This window comes from Antiquaquibacter soli (assembly GCF_030580675.1).
Lineage (GTDB): Bacteria > Actinomycetota > Actinomycetes > Actinomycetales > Microbacteriaceae > Rhodoglobus > Rhodoglobus soli.
This window is the reverse complement of sequence record NZ_JAUQUB010000001.1, coordinates 382,815-403,184: the sequence shown is the minus strand read 5'-3', so window position 1 is coordinate 403,184 and position 20,370 is coordinate 382,815. Positions and strand designations below refer to the sequence as shown.

Annotated in this window: 15 protein-coding genes; 5 read left to right on the top strand and 10 right to left on the bottom strand. The window is 70.6% G+C overall.

Going from position 1 to position 20,370, the window contains the following annotated elements:
* Window positions 1-8: 8 nt before the first annotated feature.
* Genes Q5716_RS02005 through Q5716_RS01990 form a run of 4 tightly spaced genes read right to left on the bottom strand, consistent with a single transcriptional unit; the run spans window position 9 to window position 5,500 of the window.
* Window positions 9-2,327 (bottom strand): beta-xylosidase/alpha-l-arabinosidase, encoded by a 2,319-nt coding sequence (locus Q5716_RS02005; protein ID WP_491047336.1) that lies wholly within the window; start codon window positions 2,325-2,327, stop codon window positions 9-11.
* A gap of 4 nt (window positions 2,328-2,331) precedes the next feature.
* Window positions 2,332-3,192: a carbohydrate ABC transporter permease gene (locus Q5716_RS02000; RefSeq protein WP_305001416.1), complete on the bottom strand. Its 861-nt coding sequence runs from the start codon at window positions 3,190-3,192 to the stop codon at window positions 2,332-2,334.
* Window positions 3,189-4,205 (bottom strand): carbohydrate ABC transporter permease, encoded by a 1,017-nt coding sequence (locus Q5716_RS01995; RefSeq protein ID WP_305001415.1) that lies wholly within the window; start codon window positions 4,203-4,205, stop codon window positions 3,189-3,191. The genes Q5716_RS02000 and Q5716_RS01995 overlap by 4 nt, the downstream gene beginning before the upstream one ends.
* Window positions 4,206-4,216: 11 nt before the next feature.
* Complete coding sequence (locus Q5716_RS01990; protein ID WP_305001414.1) at window positions 4,217-5,500, bottom strand: extracellular solute-binding protein; 1,284 nt, start codon at window positions 5,498-5,500, stop codon at window positions 4,217-4,219.
* Window positions 5,501-5,718: 218 nt separating this feature from the next.
* Here Q5716_RS01990 and Q5716_RS01985 point away from each other — a divergent pair, with 218 nt between their 5' ends.
* Both Q5716_RS01985 and Q5716_RS01980 read left to right on the top strand, forming a co-directional pair.
* A complete protein-coding gene (locus Q5716_RS01985) occupies window positions 5,719-6,717 on the top strand; it encodes a LacI family DNA-binding transcriptional regulator (RefSeq protein ID WP_305001413.1) in 999 nt (332 codons plus the stop codon).
* A gap of 20 nt (window positions 6,718-6,737) precedes the next feature.
* Window positions 6,738-7,901, top strand: a complete 1,164-nt coding sequence (locus Q5716_RS01980; protein ID WP_305001412.1) for an ROK family transcriptional regulator — start codon at window positions 6,738-6,740, stop codon at window positions 7,899-7,901.
* Here Q5716_RS01980 and yicI read toward each other — a convergent pair.
* From yicI to Q5716_RS01950, 6 genes are all read right to left on the bottom strand, one after another.
* Window positions 7,898-10,210, bottom strand: a complete 2,313-nt coding sequence (gene yicI / locus Q5716_RS01975) for an alpha-xylosidase (protein ID WP_305001411.1) — start codon at window positions 10,208-10,210, stop codon at window positions 7,898-7,900. The genes Q5716_RS01980 and yicI overlap by 4 nt on opposite strands.
* Window positions 10,207-12,252, bottom strand: coding sequence for a beta-galactosidase (locus Q5716_RS01970; protein ID WP_305001410.1), 2,046 nt, complete (start codon window positions 12,250-12,252; stop codon window positions 10,207-10,209). Before Q5716_RS01970 ends, yicI begins: the two co-directional genes overlap by 4 nt.
* Before the next feature lie 17 nt (window positions 12,253-12,269).
* Complete coding sequence (locus tag Q5716_RS01965) at window positions 12,270-13,160, bottom strand: carbohydrate ABC transporter permease (RefSeq protein WP_305001409.1); 891 nt, start codon at window positions 13,158-13,160, stop codon at window positions 12,270-12,272.
* Entirely contained in the window at window positions 13,160-14,083 is a 924-nt protein-coding gene (locus Q5716_RS01960; RefSeq protein ID WP_305001408.1) for a carbohydrate ABC transporter permease, read from the bottom strand. The genes Q5716_RS01965 and Q5716_RS01960 overlap by 1 nt, the downstream gene beginning before the upstream one ends.
* 61 nt (window positions 14,084-14,144) lie before the next feature.
* Window positions 14,145-15,419, bottom strand: coding sequence for an extracellular solute-binding protein (locus Q5716_RS01955; RefSeq protein ID WP_305001407.1), 1,275 nt, complete (start codon window positions 15,417-15,419; stop codon window positions 14,145-14,147).
* A gap of 132 nt (window positions 15,420-15,551) precedes the next feature.
* Window positions 15,552-16,700, bottom strand: coding sequence for an ROK family transcriptional regulator (locus Q5716_RS01950; protein WP_305001406.1), 1,149 nt, complete (start codon window positions 16,698-16,700; stop codon window positions 15,552-15,554).
* A gap of 119 nt (window positions 16,701-16,819) precedes the next feature.
* On the opposite strand from Q5716_RS01950, the gene xylA reads away from it, so the two are divergent.
* From xylA to Q5716_RS01935, 3 genes are read left to right on the top strand one after another with little or no spacing between them, the layout of a single operon-like run.
* Complete coding sequence (gene xylA / locus Q5716_RS01945; RefSeq protein ID WP_305001405.1) at window positions 16,820-18,004, top strand: xylose isomerase; 1,185 nt, start codon at window positions 16,820-16,822, stop codon at window positions 18,002-18,004.
* Window positions 18,005-19,384, top strand: a complete 1,380-nt coding sequence (xylB, locus tag Q5716_RS01940) for a xylulokinase (RefSeq protein WP_305001404.1) — start codon at window positions 18,005-18,007, stop codon at window positions 19,382-19,384.
* A 10-nt stretch (window positions 19,385-19,394) separates the two neighbouring features.
* A complete protein-coding gene (locus Q5716_RS01935; RefSeq protein WP_305001403.1) occupies window positions 19,395-20,363 on the top strand; it encodes an acetylxylan esterase in 969 nt (322 codons plus the stop codon).
* The last annotated feature ends 7 nt before the right edge of the window (window positions 20,364-20,370 follow it).

Genomic DNA, 20,370 nt, shown 5'->3' with positions numbered 1-20,370 from the left:
ACGAGCGATCAGCCGCGCACGACCTCCACGGTGGAGATCCGCGGGTCGAGCGGGGTGACTCGGTGAACGTCCCCGACGAGCACCACGCTCGACTCCGTCTCGCGCTCCTCGCAGTTCGGACCCACCCAGAGCTCGATCGAGCCGGGCTCGACGATGCGCTGGAGCCGGGCATCCGAGAATGCCAGCCGCGCGGTCGGCACCGTGAACCGCACCACCGCCTCCTGGCCGGGCTCGAGCTCGACCCGCTCGAAGGCGAGCAGCTGCGCGACGGGGCGGGTGACCGATGCGACCGGGTCCCGGCCGTAGAGCTGCACGACGTCGGTGGCGGCCCGCGATCCGGTGTTGCGCACGACGACGGACGCCCTGATCTCGCCCGACGTCGGGGCGATCTCCTCCGCCGCGAGACCGGAGTGCGTGAAGGTCGTGTAGGACAGTCCGTGACCGAAGGGCAGCACCGGCCGCGCGTCGACGCTCGTGACCTCGGTCGGCCCGCCGAGCACCGGGTGCAGGTAGGAGTAGGGCTGGGCCCCCGCCGATCGCGGGAGGGAGACCGGCAGCCGGCCGGACGGGACCGCGTCGCCGACGATCAGGGCCGCGAGCGCCGCGCCGCCCTCCTCGCCGGGGAAGAAGGACTGGAAAGCGGCGCCCGGGGCGGCGTCTCCGGAGACGGCCCACTCGATGGCGTACGGCCGGCCGGTGAGGAACACGGCGACGACGGGGGTGCCCGTCGCGACGACGGCCTCGACGAGCTCTCGCTGCACCCCCGGCAGGTCCAGCGACTCGACGTCGTTGCCCTCGCCCACTGTGCCACGGCCGAACAGGCCCGCCTGGTCGCCGAGCACGATGATCGCGACATCCGCGTCCCGAGCCTCCTCCGCGGCCGCCGCGAACCCCGACCGGTCGTCGCCCTCGACGTCGCAGCCGACCGAGTGGACGACCTGCGTGCCGGGCAGGGCGGCTCGAAGCGCGTCGAGCACGGAGGGGATGTCGAACCCGGCCTCGACGCCGGGGTGGTGCGCGAGAACGTGGTTGACGAAGGAGTAGCAGCCCATGAGAGCCTCGGGCCGGTCGGCGTTGGGACCGATGACGGCGACGCGGCGCACGCTGTCTCGCGCCAGCGGCAGCACCCCGTCGTTTCTCAGGAGCACGATCGACTCCTCTGCCAGGCGGCGCGCCAGCTCGCGGTGGCGCGGCGAGTCCAGCTCGACGGACTCGGGCGGGGTTGAGAAGTCGTCGTCGAGGAGCCCCAACCGCTCCTTCTGCGCGAGCACGCGCAGCACGGCGCGATCGACGAAGGCGATGTCCGTCGCGCCAGAGCGGATGCGCTCCGCGAGCGGTTCCAGGTACGTGTCGCCCGTGGGCAGCTCGACGTCGATGCCCGCCTCGAGGGCGATCGCTGCGGCGGCCCCGGCATCCTCGGCGACGGCGTGCATGAGCTCGAGGAACCGCACGGAGAAGTAGTCCGACACGACGACTCCGTCGAAGCCGAGCCGGTCGTGCAGGAGGTCGCCGAGCACCTCCGGAGAAGCGGCAACGGGGATGCCGTCGATCTCCGAGTAGGAGTTCATCACCGAGGCTGCGCCGCCGTCGCGGATCGCCATCTCGAACGGCACGAGGAAGACGTCGGCGACCTCGCGCGGTCCCGCGTGGACGGGGGCGTGGTTGCGGCCGGACTGGGAGCCCGAGTAGCCGAGGAAGTGCTTGACCGTGGCATCCACCCCCGCCGACTGAACGCCGCGCACGTAGGCGGTGCCGATCATCCCGACGAGGTAGGGGTCTTCGCCGATGCACTCGTCGACGCGACCCCAGCGCGGGTCGCGGATGACGTCGAGCACGGGGGCGAGCCCCTGGTGGATGCCGAGCTCCCGCATCGAGCCGCCGATCGCCGCTCCGACCTCCTGTACGAGGCCCGGGTCGAACGCGGCGCCCCACGCGAGCGGCGTCGGGAACGTCGCGGCCTTCCACGCGGCGAGCCCGGTGAGGATCTCCTCGTGGACGAGCGCCGGGATGCCGAGCCTCGTCTGAGTGCGAAGGACCCTCTGCCGGTCCCACAGCCACCGCGCCCGCTCGACCGGGTCGACCGGCCGAGTGCCGTAGACGCGCGTGAGGTGCCCGATGCCGTGCACGGTCGACTCGTCGAGGGCGCGCGATGTCGGCATCTCGCCGGCGAGCGGCGCCACGACCTCGCCGCCGTGGTCGACCCAGAAGCCCACGAGCTGCGCGAGCTTCTCGTCGAGGGTCATGCGGGCGAGCAGCTCCGAGACGCGGGCGGAGACGGCGGGCACATGGGGTGGGGTCACGGTGGTTCTTTCGACGGGCTGGGTCACGGGGTCATCCCTTCACCGCGCCGGTGAGTCCGCCGACGATGCGGCGCTCGAAGACGCTGAAGAAGACGAGGGCCGGCAGCATGGAGAGGGAGGTGAACGCGAGCACCTTCGCCGTGTCGACCGAGTACTGCGACGAGAACGCCTGCACCCCGAGCGGCAGCGTGAAGGATGCCTCGTTGTTGAGGATGAACAGGGGCAGCAGGTAGCTGTTCCAGCTGTTGATGAAGACGAGGATGCCCACCGTGATCACTCCGGGCAGCGAGAGCGGCACGACCATCCGCCAGAAGAACGCGAGCCGCCCCGCGCCGTCGATGGACGCGGCCTCCTCGATCTCGTCGGGGATCGCTCGAAGGAACGGCACGAGGATGATCACCGCTTGCGCGAGCCCGAACGCGATCTGCGGCACGATGACCCCGCCGAGCGAGTTCATGAGCCCGAGATTGCGCACCACGATATAGAGAGGAGTGATCGCGACCGTGAGCGGGAACATCAGCCCCGACGCGAAGAGCACGTACAGCGCCCCCGCACCGCGGAACCGGTACCGCGCGATGACGTAGCTCGCGGCGAGCGAGAGGGCCAGCACGCCGAGCGTCGTCGCCGCGGCGGTGATCGTCGAGTTGAGCACTTGGCGCCAGAAGATGCCGCCGCCGAGCACGTCGAGGTAGTTGGCGATGTTCCACGGGTCGGGCCAGCCAGCCGGGTCGACCGTGATCTGGGAGTTCGTGCGGAAGCCGCCGATGATGATGTAGACGATCGGCCCGAGCATCGCCGTGATGACAAGCGCGGCGATCAGGTACACGAGCGGGTTGCCCCAGGGCAGGTCGCTCGAGCGGCGCAGACCGCGGGGTGCGGTGGTGGTCGTCATCGCTTCGATCTCCCGGTGAGCGCGCCGGCGGTATCGCGGCGCAAGACGATTCGCTGGTACGCGAGCGCGACCCCCAGCGAGATGATGAACATCACGACGGCCACGGCGTTGCCGTAGCCGAAGTTGCCGGCGTTGCGACCGTTGGAGACCATGTAGGTCGCCATCGTCGAGGTGCCCGCGGTCGACGCGATGTACTGGCCCCAGATGATGTAGACGAGATCGAACAGCTGCAGCGCGCCGATGATCGACAGGAACGCCCAGATGCGCAGGGTCGGTCCGAGGAGCGGCAGGGTGATCCGCCGCTGGATCTGCCAGTAGGACGCGCCGTCGATCGCCGCCGCCTCGAAGAGCTCGTTCGGGATGCCCTGCAGCCCGGCGAGGATGATGATGACGGCGAAGCCGACGTACTTCCAGACCAGGATGCCCATGAGCGTCCAGATCGCGATGTCGGGGTTCGAGATCCAGTCCTGCGTGAACGCGCCGAGCCCGATGTTCTCGAGAAACGCGTTCACCGCTCCCCGGCTCTGCAGCATGAGCCCCCACCCGGTACCGACGACGACCTCGGAGATGACGTACGGCACGAAGATGAGCACGCGGATGACCGATTGGCCCTTCATCCGGCGATTGAGAAGAAGCGCGAGGCCGATGGCGATCGGCGCCTGAAGCACCAGGGAGAGCACGACGATGACGATGTTGTGCCAGAGCGCTTCGTGGAAGTCGGGGTCCTGGATGATCGTCAGGTAGTTCTGCAGCCCGACGAAGTCGGTCGGGATGCCGTACCCCTGCCAGCGGAAGAAGCCGTAGTAGCCCGCCATGACCACCGGCAGGATGACGAAGGCCAGGAAGACAAGCACCGCGGGTCCCGCCAGCAGGAGGATCTCGAGCCGGATGCCCCACAGGGACTTCCGGCGCGACGGGCGCGACGGGGGCAGCGCACGCGCACTGCCCCCGTCGGCCTCGATGATCGCTGGCGAGCCGCCCGCAGCCGGGCTGATGAGCTCGCGATCGGTCATCTGTGTCTCACTCAGCCCTTCGCTGCCGCGGCGTTGACGGCCTCGACGAGCCCGGCGGGGTCGGTTTTGCCGGCGAGCAGGTCGACGACCGCGACGTTGAGCGCGTTGCCGACGTTCTGGCCGTAGACCGTGTCGAGCCACGGCGAGACGAACGGCGCCGCGTTGTAGGCCTCGAGGATCTGCTTGAGGTACGGCTCGGTGATGACCTCCTGCGCGACCGTGTTGACGACCGGGGCGTTGTAAGCGGCGTAGTACGCCTTCTGCACGTCCGACGTCGCGAGGTAGTTGAGGAAGTCGACGCACGCGTCGGGCGCGTCCACGTGGCACGAGTAGCCGTCGACGCCCGCGAGGATCGAACCGGGCTCGCCGTCACCGCCGTCGATCTCCGGGAACGGGAACCACGCGAGGTCCGGCAGCGGCTTCTGGTCCGGGGTGAGCGAGGCGATCACGCCCGGGTTCCACGCCCCCATGAGCTCCATGCCCGCCTGGTGGTTGGCGAGGAGACCCGCCGAGCTGCCGGCGCCCTGCTGGGCCGAGGTGGTGAGGAAGCCCTCGTTGAACGGCTCGGTCGCGGCGAAGTCCGCGACGTCCTCGGCCGCGCGCAGCCAGCAGTCGTCGTCGAAGACGAGGCTCTCCGCCGTGGAGGCGAGAGTCTCGGGGCTGCACTCGCGCAGTGCGGAGAAGTAGTACCAGAAGGCAGCAGGCCAGGCGTCCTTCGCTCCAACCGCGACGGGCGCGACACCGATCGCCTTGAGCTGGTCGACGGCCGTGTCGAGCTCGTCGAACGTCGTGGGGTTCTCGGTGATGCCGGCCTGGTCGAAGAGGTCCTGGCTGTAGAAGAGACCGCCGGGAAGGACCGCGATAGGCATCGCCCACAGCTTGCCGTCGAGGGAGTTCGCGGAGAAGGAGCCCTCCGAGATCTCGCTCGTGGCCGTGTCGGACAGCTTGCCGGTGAGGTCCTTGAGCTGGCCGGCCGCGACCATCGCGGCCATCTTGCCGCCGCCGCGCTGCAGGAAGATGTCGGGCGCGTCGCCCGAGTTGAGCGCGGTCTGGAGCTTGCCGTCGAGGTCCTCGTTCTGGATCGCCTGGATCTCGATCGTGACTCCGGGGTTCTCGGCCTCGAAGTCGGCGACGGTATCGACCCAGAACTGCTGGCCGGGGCCGGTGGTGGAGTTGTGCCACAGCGTCATCGTGACGCTGCCGTCACCGGAGTCGCCTCCGGCCGTGCAACCGCCGAGGGCGAGTGCGCCCGCGGCGACGAGAGCGGTGCCTGCGAGTAGCTTGCGTGCCTTCATGTGCCTTCCTGTCTCCTCGTTGAGCGGCATCGGCGTCGATGCCGGTGAAGTCGATCCCGGGGGATCCGTGCTGTCAGCGGATGCGATTGCGTCCGACCCGCGACGAGTGGCGCTCGTCGCTACCGCGGCTGCCATGCTGCGGTGAGGCGAGTATCTCTGCCGCCTCGGAAAAGTGTCAAACGTTTTCGATAACCTTTTCGAAGCCTATAGTGATGCGCATGAGGCGACGAGTTTCCATCTCCGACGTGGCTCGCGAAGCCGGCGTCTCCGTCGCCACCGTCTCGAAAGCGGTCAACGGGAGGTACGGCGTCGCGGCGGCCACGGCCGAGAGGGTCATGCAGGTCGTCGAGCAGCTCGGCTACGAGACATCCCTCGTCGCGAGCAGTATGCGGTCGCACCGCACGGGCGTGATCGGCATCCTCGTGCCCGACTTCGAGCCGTTCAGCGCGGAAGTCCTCAAGGGCGTCGCCGGCGTGCTCCGGGGGTCGCGCTACGAGCTCATGGCGTACAGCGGAACGCGCCAGCACAGTAGCGCGGGCTGGGAGCGCCGGTCGCTCTCGCGACTCAGCGGCACCCTCATCGACGGGGCCATACTCGTCACTCCAACGGTGCTCGACGTCGCCGCCGACGTGCCGGTCGTCGCGATCGACCCGCATACCGGACCGGCGGGGCTGCCCACCGTCGAGTCCGACAGCTTCGGGGGCGCCCTCGACGCCGTGGGCCACCTCATCGGGCTCGGGCACCGGCGCATCGGCTACGTCGCCGGCCGCCCCGACTTGCGCTCCTCCCGCCTCCGCGAGGCCGGGTACCGGCAGGCGCTCTCGGACGCCGGCATCCCGTTCGACCCCTCCCTCGTGCGGGTCGGCCTCTACGAGCACGACATCTCGCGCGAGACGGCGACGGAGATGCTTTCGCGCTCCGACCGGCCGACCGCCGTGTTCGCCGCCAACGACCTCTCCGCCATCGCGACCATGGAGTCGGCGGCGGCGCTCGGGCTGTCGATCCCCGGGGATGTCTCCGTGGTCGGCTTCGACGACATCCCCGAAGCGGCTCGCACCAATCCCCCGCTCAGCACCGTCAAGCAGGGGATGCAGGCGCTCGGCGGTGCCGCCGCGGACATCCTCGTCGCCCTCATGGAGGGGCGCGAGCCGCCGTCCCAGCACGTCCGGCTCACGACCCGCCTGGTGCCTCGCGGCACGACGGCGCCGCCCGCGTGAGTTCTGGCTAAGGTAAACGGATGGCGAGCGCACCCGGCGAGAGCGTCCGGCGGCGAAACCTCTCCGCCGTGCTCGAGCTCGTCCACCGCGGCGGTGCGCCCTCCCGAGCCGAGCTGACCGCGCTCACCGGGCTCAACCGATCCACGATCGGCGCGCTCGTCGCCGAGCTCGAAGCGCTCGGGCTCGTGACCGAGACCGACCCGGCGTCGAGCAATCGGGTCGGTCGACCATCGCCGCGCGTCGAGCCGGCGAAGGACGTCGCGGTTGTCAGCGCGAACCCCGAGGTGGATGCCGTCACCGTCGGCATCGTCGGGCTCGACGCTCGCGTGCGCGGCCGAGTGCGGCAGGATGTCCCGGCCCCGCCCACCCCGGAGGAGACGGCTCGCATCATCGCCGAGTTGACCGAGCGGCTGCTCGATCAGGAGGGCTCCCGCCCGCGCATCCTCGGTGTCGGCCTCGCCGTGCCGGGACTCGTCCGCTCCCGCGACGGGCTCGTGCGCTGGGCGCCGCACCTCGACTGGCGCGACGTGCCGCTCCCGGACGTCGTCGGCGACGCCCTCGGGCTGCCCACCTTCGCGGGCAACGACGCCACGCTCGGCGCCCGTGCGGAGTGGCTGTTCGGCGCGGGTCGCGGCGTCGAGGAGCTCGTGTACCTCAACGGCGGTGCGAGCGGCATCGGCGGCGGAGTAATCGTGCGGGGGCATCCCCTCGGCGGGGCCCACGGCTACGCGGGCGAGTTCGGTCAGAACCGCCCGGGGCTGCGGGACGCCGACGATCGCTCGACGCCCGCCGGGGTGCTCGAGGACGAGGTCAGCCGCGCGCGGCTGCTCGCGACCGTCGGCCTCGACACCGCCGACGAGCCGACCCTCCGCGAGCACATGCTGGCATCGTCGTCGCCCGCCGTTGCGGCCGAGGTCGAGCGGCAGCAGCGCATCCTCGCCGTTGCGCTCGCGAACGCCGTCAACGTGTTCAACCCGGAGCGCGTGGTCCTCGGCGGCTTCCTCGCCACCCTCCTGGAGTGGGAGTCCCCCGCGCTCGAGCGGCTCGTCGAGGCCTCGAGCGTGGCCTCGGCGTTCGAGGGCGTCGACGTGCTGCCGGCCGCGCTCGGCGAGGACCGGCTGCTCATCGGGGCAGCCGAGCTCGCCGTCGCGCCGGTTCTCGCCGACCCGACGTCGCTGGGCTAATCGAGCTCGAGCTCGAGCCGACCGTCGACCGAGTCGATGCGCTCACCGCCGGCGAGGCGCGCTCCCCACGAGCCGGGGGCTCCGGAGACGCGCACGCGGTCCGCCGACCTCTCCACGGCGAACACCGCCTCGACTCCGTCGGGCTGCACGACCCGCAGTTCGCTCGACCCGGACCCGCCCGGATAGACCTCGAGGGTCAGCCCGTCGAGGTAGTCGTAGTCGGGCCGGTCGTCGCGAGCGCCGATCGGCAGCACCGCGCCCTCCCGCACGTAGAGCGGCAGCGAGTCGAAGCCGTGAGTCTCCCGGTACCACCTCGGCCCGACGCGCGTCTCCCCGGAGAGCAGGCTCGTCCACCGGCCCTCGGGCACGTAGAACTCCACCTCCCCCGTCGCCGTGAGCACCGGCGCGACCAGCAGATCCGACCCGAGCAGGTACTGGCGGTCGAGGTACGCGGTCGCCGGGTCATCCGGAAACGCGAGCGCCATCGGACGCATGAGCGGGATGCCCGACCGCGTCGCCTCAGCTCCGGCGGCGAGCAAGTACGGCATGAGCGAGAGCTTGAGCGACGCGAAGCGCCGCGTGATCTCGACGGCCTCCTCGTCGAACGCCCACGGCACCCGGTAGGAGCTCGAGCCGTGCAGGCGGGAGTGACTGGAGAGCAGCCCGAACGCGACCCAGCGCTTGAAGACAGCCGGGTCGGGCATCCCCTCGAATCCCCCGATGTCGTGGCTCCAGAACGCGAACCCGCTCATCGCGAGGGACAGGCCGCCGCGCAGGGTCTCCGCCATCGAGTCGAACGTCGAGGTCGAGTCGCCGCCCCAGTGCACCGGCAGGCGCTGGCCGCCGACGGTCGCGGAGCGGGCGAAGAGCACCGCTTCCCCGGAGCCCCGCCGCTCCTCGAGCACCTCGAACACGGCCTGGTTGTAGAGCTGGGTGTACCAGTTGTGCATGCGCTCCGGGCTCGAGCCGTCGAAGTACTCGACGTCGAGCGGGATGCGCTCGCCGAAGTCCGTCTTGAACGCGTCGACCCCCTGGTCGAGGAGCGCGCGCAGCTTGTCCTGGTACCAGCGCTTCGCGTCGGGGTTCGTGAAGTCCACGAAGCCCATGCCGGCCTGCCACAGGTCCCACTGCCACACGTCGCCGTTCGGCCGGGTGACGAGGTAGCCGAGCTCCTTCGCCTCCGCGAAGAGCGGCGCGCGCTGCGCGATGTACGGGTTGATCCAGACGCACACGCGGAGGTCCTTCGCGTGCAGGCGCTCGAGCATCCCCTCGGGGTCCGGAAAAGTGCGCGAGTCCCACTCGAAGTCCGTCCAGTTGAACTCGCGCATCCAGAAGCAGTCGAAGTGGAACACCGACAGCGGCACGCGGTGCTCGGCCATCGCATCGATGAACGACGTGACCGTGGCCTCGTCGTAGTCGGTCGTGAAGCTCGTCGAGAGCCACAGCCCATACGACCAGGCGGGCACGGATGCCGGCCGGCCCGTCAACCTCGTGTACCGGTCGATCACCTCCGCCGGAGCGCCCCCGCCGATGACGTAGTACTGCAGCGACTCCCCCGAGACAGAGAACTGCACTCGCTCGACCGCCTCCGAGCCGACCTCGAACGAGACGTGCCCGGGGTGGTCGACGAGCACGCCGTAGCCGCGGTTGCTGAGGTAGAACGGCACGTTCTTGTAGGCCTGCTCGCTCGACGTGCCGCCGTCGGCGTTCCACACGTCGACCGTCTGGCCGTTCTTCACGAGCGGGCCGAAACGCTCGCCGAGGCCGTAGACGAGCTCGCCGACGCCGAGGTCGAGCTGCTCGTGGAGATAGGTGTGCGAGCGCGGGCCATCCGTGCGGGCGCGAGCGTTGCCGACGGGGCCCGGGTCGACCTGCGCGTCAGAGGCGAGCTGGAGGTAGGCCTGCGCCTTGTGGCCGCTCCCGGTGAGCCGCGTTTCCCCGGAGAGGAACTCGAGGTTCCAGGGGGCACCCCGCGTCACGCGGGCGGTGAGGTCTCCGCTTCTCAGGAGCCCGGCATCCCCGACGACCTCGGCGTCGCCGTGACCGGGCTCGGCGCCCACCAGATCGAAGCCGATCTCCTCGCGGCCCCCGGAGAAGTGCTCGATGCGCACGCCGATGACGCCCTCGAGCGGCGAGGTCAGCGTCACCGTGAGCACCGGGCGGTTGAGGGTGTCACCGCGGCGCTCGATGACCTTCGTCGGCGCGGTCACGACGAGGCGGCCGTCGCTGGCGACGAGGTCGTACGCCTCGGAGGCGTAGAGCGCGGTCACGCCGGGCCGCAGCTGCCAGAAGCCGTCGGTGAACTTCATCGCGCGGCCTCCTCGAGAACGACGACCGCTCCCGCGGCGACGGACACGACGCCCGAGTGGACGGCCCCGCTGACGAGGTCCGTGCCGCTGGCGCGCGCCTCGAGGTCCTCGCCGGTGTGGTTGATGAGGAAGAGATACGACCGGTCGGCCGAGCGCCGCCGAGTGACCTCGATGCCCTCGTCGACGTCGGCGACGGGAGCGACCCCGGCGAGCGCGACGAGGTCGTCGACGAGCGACTGGATGCCCGCAGCATCCAACCCCGCCGACAGGTAGGTCGCGCTTCCCGCACCCACGCGCGCTCGCGTCACGGCGGGGTGCCCCGCGAGCTCGCCGGTGGCGTAGCGCGCGAGCACCTCGGCCCCCTCTGCGCGCAGCAGCTCGGTCCACGTCGTGGCGGTCGCGCCGGAGTCGAGCGAGACCGATTCGCCCTCGAAGAGCGGGTAGAACTCCTCGACCCGGACGCCGAGCAGGTCTCGGTAGGCGCCGGGATACCCCCCGGTGATGACTCGGTTGGCGTCGTCGACGATGCCGGAGAGGTAGCTCACGAGCACGTGCCCGCCGGCACGCGCGAATTCGCCGAGCTGCTCGGCGACGCCCGGCGCCGCGAGGTAGAGCGTGGGCACGAGCACGAGGTCGAAGCCGTCGAGCCCCTCCTGAGGACGCACCACTTCCGCGGCGATCCCGCGTCGGGTGAGGGCGCGGTGCAGCGCGAGCGGCAGGTCGAGGTAGCCGATGGAGCGCGTCGGCTTGTTGCCGGAGCGCCACGCCGCGGCGGACTCCCAATCGAAGAGGATGCCCAGCCGGGCCCTCTCGACGGTGCTCCCCGCGACGGGCGCGATCGCCCGCAGCACCGCGCCGAGCGCCTCCACCTCGCGGTAGATCTTCGAGTCGGCCCCGGCGTGCGGAACGATGCCCGAGTGGAACTGCTCCGACCCGGCCGCGGACACCCGCCACTGGAAGAACAGCGCGCCGTCGGCGCCCCGGGCGATGTGCGCGAGGCTGTTGCGCGCGAGTTCGCCCGCCGACTTCGCCCGGTTGACGGGCTGCCAGTTGACGGCGCTCGTGGAGTGCTCGATGAGCAGCCACGGCCGCCCCTGGGCGACCCCGCGGGCGCGGTCGGCGGAGAACGACAGCTCCCCGTGGCGCTCCGGGTCGGCACCGATCGTGTAGTGGTCGTTGGCGACGAGGTCGACCTCCTCGGCCCACCGGCGGTAGTCGGCCACTCCCGGGTTGTTCATGATCATGAAGTTGGTGGTGATGGGGATGTCGGGGGTCACCTCCCGCAGCACGGCGCGCTCGGCCAGGTAGTGCCCGAGCAGGGCATCCGAGGTGAACCGCTCGAAATCGAGGAGGAGGCCCGGGTTGTGCGAGGTGCGCGCGTGCCGGGGCGGCAGCACCTGCGAGAACGACGTGTAGTGGTGGCCCCAGAACGCGGTGCCCCACGCCTGGTTGAGGGCGTCGATGCTGCCGAACCGCGCCTCGAGCCACGACTGCCAGGCGAGCGCGGTCTCGTCGCTGTAGCAGCGCGCGTTCTCGTTGCCGATCTCGTTGCTCACGTGCCACAGTCGCAGGGCCGGGTGCGAGCCGTAGCGCTCGGCGAGCGCACGCACGAAACGCAGGGCGAAGCGCCGGAAGGTCGCCGAACTCGGGCTCCACGCCAGTCTCCCGCCCTGCGACGTGCGGACGCCGAACTCGTCGACGGTGGCGATCTCGGGATGCGCCTGCAGGAGCCACATCGGGGGCGCGGCGGTCGGCGTGGCCAGGTTCACGCCGATGCCGTTCTCGTGCAGGAGGTCCATGGCGCGGTCGAGCCATCCCCAGTCGTACTCGCCGTCGGCGACCTCGAGCAGTCCCCAGGAGAACACCCCGAGGTTGACGGAGTTCACGCCGGCGCGCCGCATGAGGGCGACGTCCTCCTGCCAGACCTCCTCCGGCCATTGCTCGGGACTGTAGTCGCCGCCGAGCGCGAATCCGTCGGCGATCGAGGGGAACGACCGCGGACCGGAGAGGTCGGCGGCGTGCGAGGTGAAGTGGTCGTGCATCGTCTTCCGTTGTTCCGTCAGCCCTTGAGGCTTCCGCTGAGCAGCTCGAGCTTCCAGTAGCGCTGGAGCACGAGCATGAGGATCACGAGGGGGATGATCGAGAGCAGGGCCCCCATGATGGCGTAGGTGTACAGCACGGGAGTTCCGGTGCCGCGGTTGAGCAGCATGTAGAGGCCGGTCGTGAGCGGGAACTTCGACTCGTCGCTCAGCATCATGAAGGGCAGCAGGAAGTTGTTCCAGATGCCGATGAACTGCAGCATGAAGACTGTCACGAGGCCCGGCGCCATCATGGGCAGGGCGATGGAGCGGAAGATGCGCCACTCCGACGCGCCGTCGATGCGCGCCGCCTCGATCGTCTCCTCGGGAACGGCGCCTTGCGCGTAGATCGTCGCGAGGTAGATGCCGAACGGGTTGATGATGCTCGGCAGGAGCACGGCCCAGTAGGTGTTCGCGATGCCCGCTTGGGCCACGAGGAAGTACTGGGGGATGGCGAGCGTGATGCCGGGCAGCAGCACTCCGGCGAAGAGGACGGTGAAGACCACCGACCGTCCGCGGAAGTTGTATCGCGCGAGCGCGAAGCCCGCGAGCGCCGAGACGAGGGTCGACAGCAGCGCCCCGCCGCCGGAGTAGATGAGCGAGTTGAGGGCCCACAGCCAGTAGCGTCCGCCCTCGTAGGTGCTCAGGTCGACGAGGTTCTCGAGGAAACCCGTGCCGGGCGCGAGCGAGAAGGTGGAGAAGAGCTCGCCGGCGGTCTTCGTCGACGCGGTGACCACCCAGAGGATCGGGAAGAGCGTGTAGACGGACGCGGCGAGCAGGATGATCGTGGGCAGCCACTGGGTGGTGCCGCGGCCCCGGGCGGCAGTCCCGCGGGAGGAGCCGATACGGCGGGCGGAAGCGACGGCGGTCATCAGCGGGTCCCCTCGAACGTGCGGCGCTGGAGCACGCGCAGCAGCACTACGGAGACGGCGAGGGTGCCGAGCGCGAGCACGACCGACATGGCGGCGGCCCCCGAGACGTTGTCGACGCCGAACGCGTCGCGGTACACCTTCATGAGCGGGAAGAAGGAGTTGGAGATCGAGTTCGACATGCTCTTGAGCGTCGTCGGCTCGGAGTAGGCCTGCAGGGTGCCGATGAGCGAGAAGATGAGCGTCAGCAGCAGCGCCGGGGCGAGGAGCGGGATCTTGATGAGGCGGGCGATCTGCCACTCGCTCGCGCCATCCAGCCGCGCAGCTTCGTAGACCTCGACGGGGATCGAGCGCAGCGCCGTGTAGAGGACGATCATGTTGAAGCCGAGGCTCGCCCAGACGGCGATGTTGGCGAGGGAGCCGAAGATGCCCTGCGCTCCGAGGAAGTTGATGGTGGGCCATCCGATCGCCGACAGCACATAGTTGATCGGGCTCGTGGTCGGGAGGTACATGAAGCCCCACAGGAGCGTCGCGATGACCCCGGGCACGGCGTACGGCAGGAAGATCGCGGTGCGGGAGAACCGGGCGAACCGCACGCGGGGCAGGTCGAGCAGGAGCGCGACGAGGAGCGCGCCGCCGAGCGTGATCGGCACGGAGATGAAGCCGAAGGTGGCGAGCCGGCCGAGGGATGCGACGAGCTCGGGGTCGGTGAGGGCGTTGATGTAGTTCTCGAAGCCGACGAACACCTGCTGGCGTGTTCCGAAGGCGCCGCCCTGGACCCGGAGGCCCACGAAGCTCAGGTAGATCGCGTAGCCGATCGGCAGCACGAGGAAGAGGGTGAACAGCACGATCGCCGGGGCGAGGAACGCCCACGGGGCGACTCTCGGCCGAATGCGATGGCGGGGCTGCGCGGTCGCGACAGTCACGGGAACTCCGTTCGGGGAAAGGGCCGGGGCCCGGCGCACACACCGGGCCCCGGAGTTGGTGCTACTTGACGGTGAAGCCCGTCGTCTTGAGGTCGCTCACGACCTTGTCCTGGGCCGCCACGAGGGCGTCGCTGAACGGAGCGCCGCTGTCGAGCGCCGCGCGCACGGTGTCGCTGTAGGTGTCGAACGCGATCTGCACGTTCGGGCCCCACGTGAAGCTCACGGTGTCGGAGGCGATGTCCGCGGCGAGCTCCCAGAAGTCGTCCTGACCAGAGACCATCTCGGGCACGGGCAGGTCGGAGAGCGCCGCCTGGCCGGCGACGGAGGCCGGGAACAGGCCGCCCTGGGCGAGCAGCGACGATCCCTCGTCGGAGCCGTTGAGCCACTCGAGGAACTTGACGGCCTCCTCCGGGTGCTTCGTCGTGGAGCCGACCATCGCGGACGAGCCGCCGAAGAGCCCGGCCGAGGTCTCGCCGTCCCACGTCGGCATCTTCGCGATGCGCCACAGCCCGGCGGTGTCGGGCGCGACGGAGGCGATCGTGCCGGGCGCCCACGCACCAGCAGCCCAGCTGACGATCGATCCGTCGTTCATCTGGGTGTTCCACTCGGGCGTGAAGAAGTGGGTGGTCGAGATGAGGTCCTCGCGCACGAGCGGCTCCCAGAAGTCGACGACGCGGGTCGTCTCGGCGCCGTCGATGTCGACCGACCAGGAGTCGCCGTCGGTCGACCACCACTGCGCACCGAGGGGCATCGCGTAGCCGGCGAGGGTGGCGCCGTCGTCCGGGAAGCCGCCGAGGTAGGCGCCGGTGGCCCGCACCTGCGCGGCGAGGTCGGCGTACTCGTCCCACGTGGTCGGCGGGGTCCAGCCGTTCTGCTCGAAGATGTCTGCGCGGTAGAGGTACACCATGGGGCCGGTGTCCTGGGGCACGCCGTAGACTCCGTCGCCGACGGTGACGAGGCTCCAGTTGGCGTCGGTGAACTCGTCCGAGAAGTCGGAGACGAGGTCGGAGATGTCGTACCCGGCGCCGCTCAGGACGAGGTTCGGCACCTTCTGGTACTCGGCGGCGAACATGTCGGGGCCTTCCCCGGCGCGCTGTGCGGCGAGCACCTTCGCAATGATGTCGTCGGCGCCGGCGGGCTGCTCCACCTTGACCTGGATGTCGGGGTTCTGCTCGTTCCACACCTCGACGGCGTCGGGCACCGCGGGTGCCCAGGTCCAGTAGGTGAGGGTGACGGGGCCGTCGTCCTCGGCTGCGGGGGCGCAGGCCGTCAGGCCGATCGCCGTCGCGAGGACGGCCGTCCCGACGACGCCGCGGAACAGGGCGGATCGCTTCATCGTGGCTACTTCCTTGTAGTGCGGCGGACCGCCGCTGGCTGATCACAGGACGCCGCTCGGGGCGGCGCGGGATCAAGCATCCGTCGCCGATTCGAATTTGTCAAGCAACGAAACAATATTGATTTAACGTCGTCAGGAGAGCAGCTCCCGCATGGCCGCGACGGCGGCCCCCCGGGCGTACAGGCCGAACTGGAACGGCGGCAGGTCGATGACGACCTCCTCCGGCGCGCTCTGCTCGAGGTGGTCGGCGAGCGCGGACGCCAACCGATCCGGGGCCAGTTCGACCATGTCGCGACCTTCTCCCATGACGGAGACGATCTCCGGATCGAAGGCGTTCACGGCATCGGCGACGACGATTCCCAGCGCCTCGGCGGCGAGCGCGAAGGCGCGAGCGGCCGCGGCGTCGCCCGCCCGAGCGAGAGCCAGGGCATCCTCGTACCGGTCCTCGTCGACGCCCGCGTTGACGGCGATCGCGGGCATCGTCACGAAGCTGTGGACGCAGTCGACGTGCCCGTTCTCGCAGGGCCGACCCACCGCATCCAGGCGATGGTGCCCGACCCGACCGGCCCGGCCGTGGGTGCCGGTGAGGAGCTCGTCCTGCAGGACGACCCCGCTTCCGATTCCCGCGCCGAGACCGAAGACCACGAGCGAGCGATGCTTCTGGAGGCCGCCGAACCAGTGGTGCGCACCGGTGAGCGCTTGAACGTCGTTCGCGATCGTGACCGGGAGGCCCGTCGCCGCCTCGAGGCGGCCGGCGAGCGGCACGTCGTGCCAGCCGAGGAAGTTCGAGCGCTGCAGGAGCACCTCGCCGTCGCGAGTGACGACGTCACCGGCGACCGCCACTCCGAGCGCCACCGGGGGCGTTCCGTCCGTGACGAAGTCCGCGATGAAGCGGCCGAGGAACTCGACCACCTCGTCGAAGTCCCGGCTCGGGAGCGGGGCCTCCGCCTCCGCGACGACCGCGGCCGCGAGGTTCGTGCAGACCAGGTACGCGGAGTCCCCCGTGAGCTTGAGCCCGAGGAAGCGCGCCGCGTCCGGCTGCAGGTCGAGGGACTCGCCGGGCCGGCCGCGTGAGCCCGAGTTCACAATCGCGCCCTCGCTCACGAGCCCCGCATCCATGAGCCCTCGGGCGATGCGCGTCAGGCTCGCCCGGGAGAGGCCGATCCGCTCCGCGAGGCGCACCCGTGCCTGCGAGCCGTGCAGCAGGAGGTCGAGCAGAACCCGGCGCTCCGTCTCGGGGAGATCGGGCCAGGGTCGGCCGGGCGCGGACGCGGTGCTCACCGCCCTAGCCTAGGCATCTGGCGCGGCGGTCTCGCGCGAAACGCCTCTTGGCACGACGCCCGACTCGCGATATGTTGGAGCGCGCAACATTCGTTCGATGATGAGCCTGGAGGCCCCACATGCCCACCCCCACCCGCGCCGACAAGTTCTCCTTCGGCCTCTGGACCATCGGCTACAACGGGGCCGACCCCTTCGGCGGGCCCACTCGCCCCGCCCTCGATGTCGTGCACGCCGTCGAGAAGCTCGCCGAGCTCGGCGCCTACGGCCTCACCTTCCACGACGACGACCTGTTCGCCTTCGGATCGACGGATGCCGAGCGCCAGACCCAGATCGACCGCCTCACGCAGGCGCTCGCCGACACCGGCGTCATCATCCCCATGGTGACGACGAACCTGTTCAGCGCGCCCGTCTTCAAGGACGGCGGCTTCACGTCCAACGACCGCGCCGTCCGCCGGTTCGCGCTGCGCAAGGTCCTGCGCAACATCGACCTCGCCGCCGAGCTCGGCGCCAAGACGTTCGTCATGTGGGGTGGTCGCGAGGGCGCCGAGTACGACGCCGCCAAGGACATCCGCGCCGCCCTCGAGCGCTACCGCGAGGCCGTCAACCTGCTCGGCGACTACGTGACCGACAAGGGCTACGACATCCGGTTCGCGATCGAGCCCAAGCCCAACGAGCCGCGCGGAGACATCCTGCTGCCGACCGTCGGCCACGCGCTCGCGTTCATCGAGTCGCTCGAGCGCCCCGAGCTCGTCGGCCTCAACCCCGAGGTCGGCCACGAGCAGATGGCTGGCCTCAACTTCGCCGCCGGAATCGCCCAGGCGCTGTACCACGGCAAGCTGTACCACATCGACCTCAACGGCCAGCGCGGCATCAAGTACGACCAGGATCTCGTCTTCGGCCACGGCGACCTGCACAACGCCTTCGCCCTCGTCGACCTCCTCGAGAACGGCGGCCCCAACGGCGGCCCCGCCTACGACGGACCGCGCCACTTCGACTACAAGCCGTCGCGCACCGAGGACGAGACCGGCGTGTGGGACTCCGCCGCCGCGAACATGCGCACCTACCTGCTGCTCAAGGAGCGGGCGGCCGCGTTCCGCGCCGACCCCGAGGTGCAGGAAGCGCTCGCTGCGTCGCGCGTGCCCGAGCTCTCCGAGCCGACGGCCCCCGAGGGCTACGAGGCGCTCCTCGCCGACCGCTCCGCGTTCGAGGACTTCGACCCGAGCGCCTACTACGGCGGCAAGGGCTTCGGCTTCGTGCGCCTGCAGCAGCTCGCCACCGAGCACCTGCTCGGCGCCCGCTCGTAGATGACGCTCGTCGCGGGGGTCGACTCGTCGACCCAGTCCTGCAAGGTCGTGGTGCTGGATGCCGCGACCGGCGCCCTCGTCCGCGAGGGCCGCGCCGCCCACCCCGCCGGAACCGAGGTCGACCCGGAGGCGTGGTGGGTCGCCCTCCAGGACGCGATCGCCCAGGCCGGCGGACTCGACGACGTGAGCGCCGTGTCGGTCGGCGGGCAGCAGCACGGCATGGTGGTTCTGGATGCGGGAGGCCGGGTCATCCGCCCCGCCCTGCTCTGGAACGACACCCGCTCGGCCGCCGCCGCAGAGGAGCTCGCCCGGGAGCTGCCGGACATCGTGCAGCGCACCGGGTCGTACCCGGTGGCGAGCTTCACGGCGACGAAGCTGCGCTGGCTGCGAGACGCGGAGCCCGAGAACGCGGAGCGGGTCGCCGCCGTCGCGCTCCCCCACGACTGGCTCACGTGGCGGCTGCGCGGCTTCGGACCGGAGAACCCGCGCCTCGACGCCCTCACGACCGATCGCTCCGACGCGAGCGGCACCTCGTATTGGTCCCCTTCCTCCGGAGAGTACGACCTCGAGCTGCTGCGTACCGCTCTCGGTCACGACGCGATTCTGCCGCGAGTTCTCGGCCCGAGCGACGCATCCGGGAAGGCGAACGGGGTGGTGGTCGGCGCGGGAGCGGGCGACAACGCGGGAGCCGCCCTCGGGCTCGGCGCCGTTCCGGGCGATGTCGTCGTCTCGATCGGCACGAGCGGCACCGTGTTCGCCGTCACGACCGAGCCGACCGCCGTGCCCACCGTCGCAGGGTTCGCCGACGCCACCGGCAACTTCCTCCCGCTCCTCGCCACGCTCAACGCCGCGCGGGTGCTCGACTCCATCGCGGGGCTCCTCGGAGTCGACCACGACGAGCTCGGCCGCCTCGCCCTCGAGGCGGAGCCCGGCGCCGGCGGCCTCGTGCTGCAGCCGTACTTCGAGGGCGAACGGACGCCGAATCTGCCGGATGCCACGGCCACCCTCTTCGGGATGACCCTCTCCTCCACTACCCGACCGTCGCTCGCGCGCGCCGCGATCGAGGGACTGCTGTGCGGGCTCGCCGACGGCCTCGACGCCTTGCGCGCCGCGGGGGTCACCGCCGAGCGCCTCCTCCTCATCGGCGGTGCCGCCCAGAATCCTGCCGTGCAGTCGATCGCGGCGCAGGTGTTCGACGTCCCCGTCGTGGTCCCCGAGCCGGGCGAGTACGTGGCGCGCGGCGCCGCGGCCCAGGCGGCGTGGGCACTCACGGGCGAGCGACCCGGTTGGGATCTGCCCGTCGTGGCCGAACCGGCGGTGGACTACCGCCCGGTCATCCGGGAGCAGTACCGGGCGCGCGCTGTCCCCGGCGCCCAGTAGCGTAGCCGCCATGGCTTTCACCGATCTCTCCCCCGAAGAGCTCGCCCGCTACCGCCCCGAGATCCCCCAGCCCGCCGACTTCGACGACTTCTGGTCGAGCACCATTGCCGAGGCACGCGCGCACGGCGGCGACCCCGAGCTCTCGCCCGCCGACACCCCGGTGAGCGAGCTCGTCGTGGAAGACATCGTCTTCCCCGGTTTCGGCGGCGAACCGATCCGCGGCTGGCTGACCCGGCCGCGCGGCGACGCGCCGCGGCCCGTCGTGGTCGAGTACCGCGGGTACGGCGGCGGTCGCGGGCTGCCGCACGAGAACCTCGCGTGGGCGGCATCCGGCTATGTCCACCTCCTCATGGACAGCCGCGGACAGGCGAGCAACTGGGGCACCGGTGGCGCGACTCCCGATCCGCACGGCTCCGGTCCGACGACGCCCGGTGTGATGACCAAGGGCATCGAGCATCCCGAGACCTATTACTACCGGCGGCTCTTCACCGACGCGGTGCGGGCGGTGGATGCGGCGCGCAGCCTGCCCTTCGTCGACGCCTCTCGTACCGCCGTGACGGGTGGCAGCCAGGGCGGGGCGATCTCGCTCGCCGTCGCCGCGCTCGTTCCCGACCTGAGCGCGGTGATGCCGGATGTCCCGTTCCTGTGCGACTTCCGACGCTCCGCGCAGCGCACGCCGCGCGCCCCGTTCACCGAGCTGACGACGTACCTCTCGGTGCACCGCGACCGCGTGGAGCAGGTCTTCGAGACCCTCTCCTACTTCGACGGCGTGAACTTCGCCCGTCGGGCGACCGCCCCCGCCCGCTTCTCCGTCGGCCTCATGGACGACATCGTGCTGCCCTCGACGGTGTACGCCGCCTTCAACCACTACGCCGGGGGCGAGAAGACGCTCGACGTCTACGAGTTCAACGGGCACGAGGGCGGGCAGGGCCACCAGTGGCAGCGCCAGGCCGGGTGGCTGCGCGACCGACGGGGCTGACCCGCCC

Bases quoted from the DNA above. Each gene is read 5' to 3' on its own strand.
- Q5716_RS02000 (WP_305001416.1), bottom strand. From the start codon at position 3,192: ATGACGACCACCACCGCACCCCGCGGTCTGCGCCGCTCGAGCGACCTG.
- Q5716_RS01995 (WP_305001415.1), bottom strand. From the start codon at position 4,205: ATGACCGATCGCGAGCTCATCAGCCCGGCTGCGGGCGGCTCGCCAGCG.
- Q5716_RS01990 (WP_305001414.1), bottom strand. From the start codon at position 5,500: ATGAAGGCACGCAAGCTACTCGCAGGCACCGCTCTCGTCGCCGCGGGC.
- Q5716_RS01985 (WP_305001413.1), top strand. From the start codon at position 5,719: ATGAGGCGACGAGTTTCCATCTCCGACGTGGCTCGCGAAGCCGGCGTC.
- Q5716_RS01980 (WP_305001412.1), top strand. From the start codon at position 6,738: ATGGCGAGCGCACCCGGCGAGAGCGTCCGGCGGCGAAACCTCTCCGCC.
- yicI (WP_305001411.1), bottom strand. From the start codon at position 10,210: ATGAAGTTCACCGACGGCTTCTGGCAGCTGCGGCCCGGCGTGACCGCG.
- Q5716_RS01970 (WP_305001410.1), bottom strand. From the start codon at position 12,252: ATGCACGACCACTTCACCTCGCACGCCGCCGACCTCTCCGGTCCGCGG.
- Q5716_RS01965 (WP_305001409.1), bottom strand. From the start codon at position 13,160: ATGACCGCCGTCGCTTCCGCCCGCCGTATCGGCTCCTCCCGCGGGACT.
- Q5716_RS01955 (WP_305001407.1), bottom strand. From the start codon at position 15,419: ATGAAGCGATCCGCCCTGTTCCGCGGCGTCGTCGGGACGGCCGTCCTC.
- xylA (WP_305001405.1), top strand. From the start codon at position 16,820: ATGCCCACCCCCACCCGCGCCGACAAGTTCTCCTTCGGCCTCTGGACC.
- xylB (WP_305001404.1), top strand. From the start codon at position 18,005: ATGACGCTCGTCGCGGGGGTCGACTCGTCGACCCAGTCCTGCAAGGTC.
- Q5716_RS01935 (WP_305001403.1), top strand. From the start codon at position 19,395: ATGGCTTTCACCGATCTCTCCCCCGAAGAGCTCGCCCGCTACCGCCCC.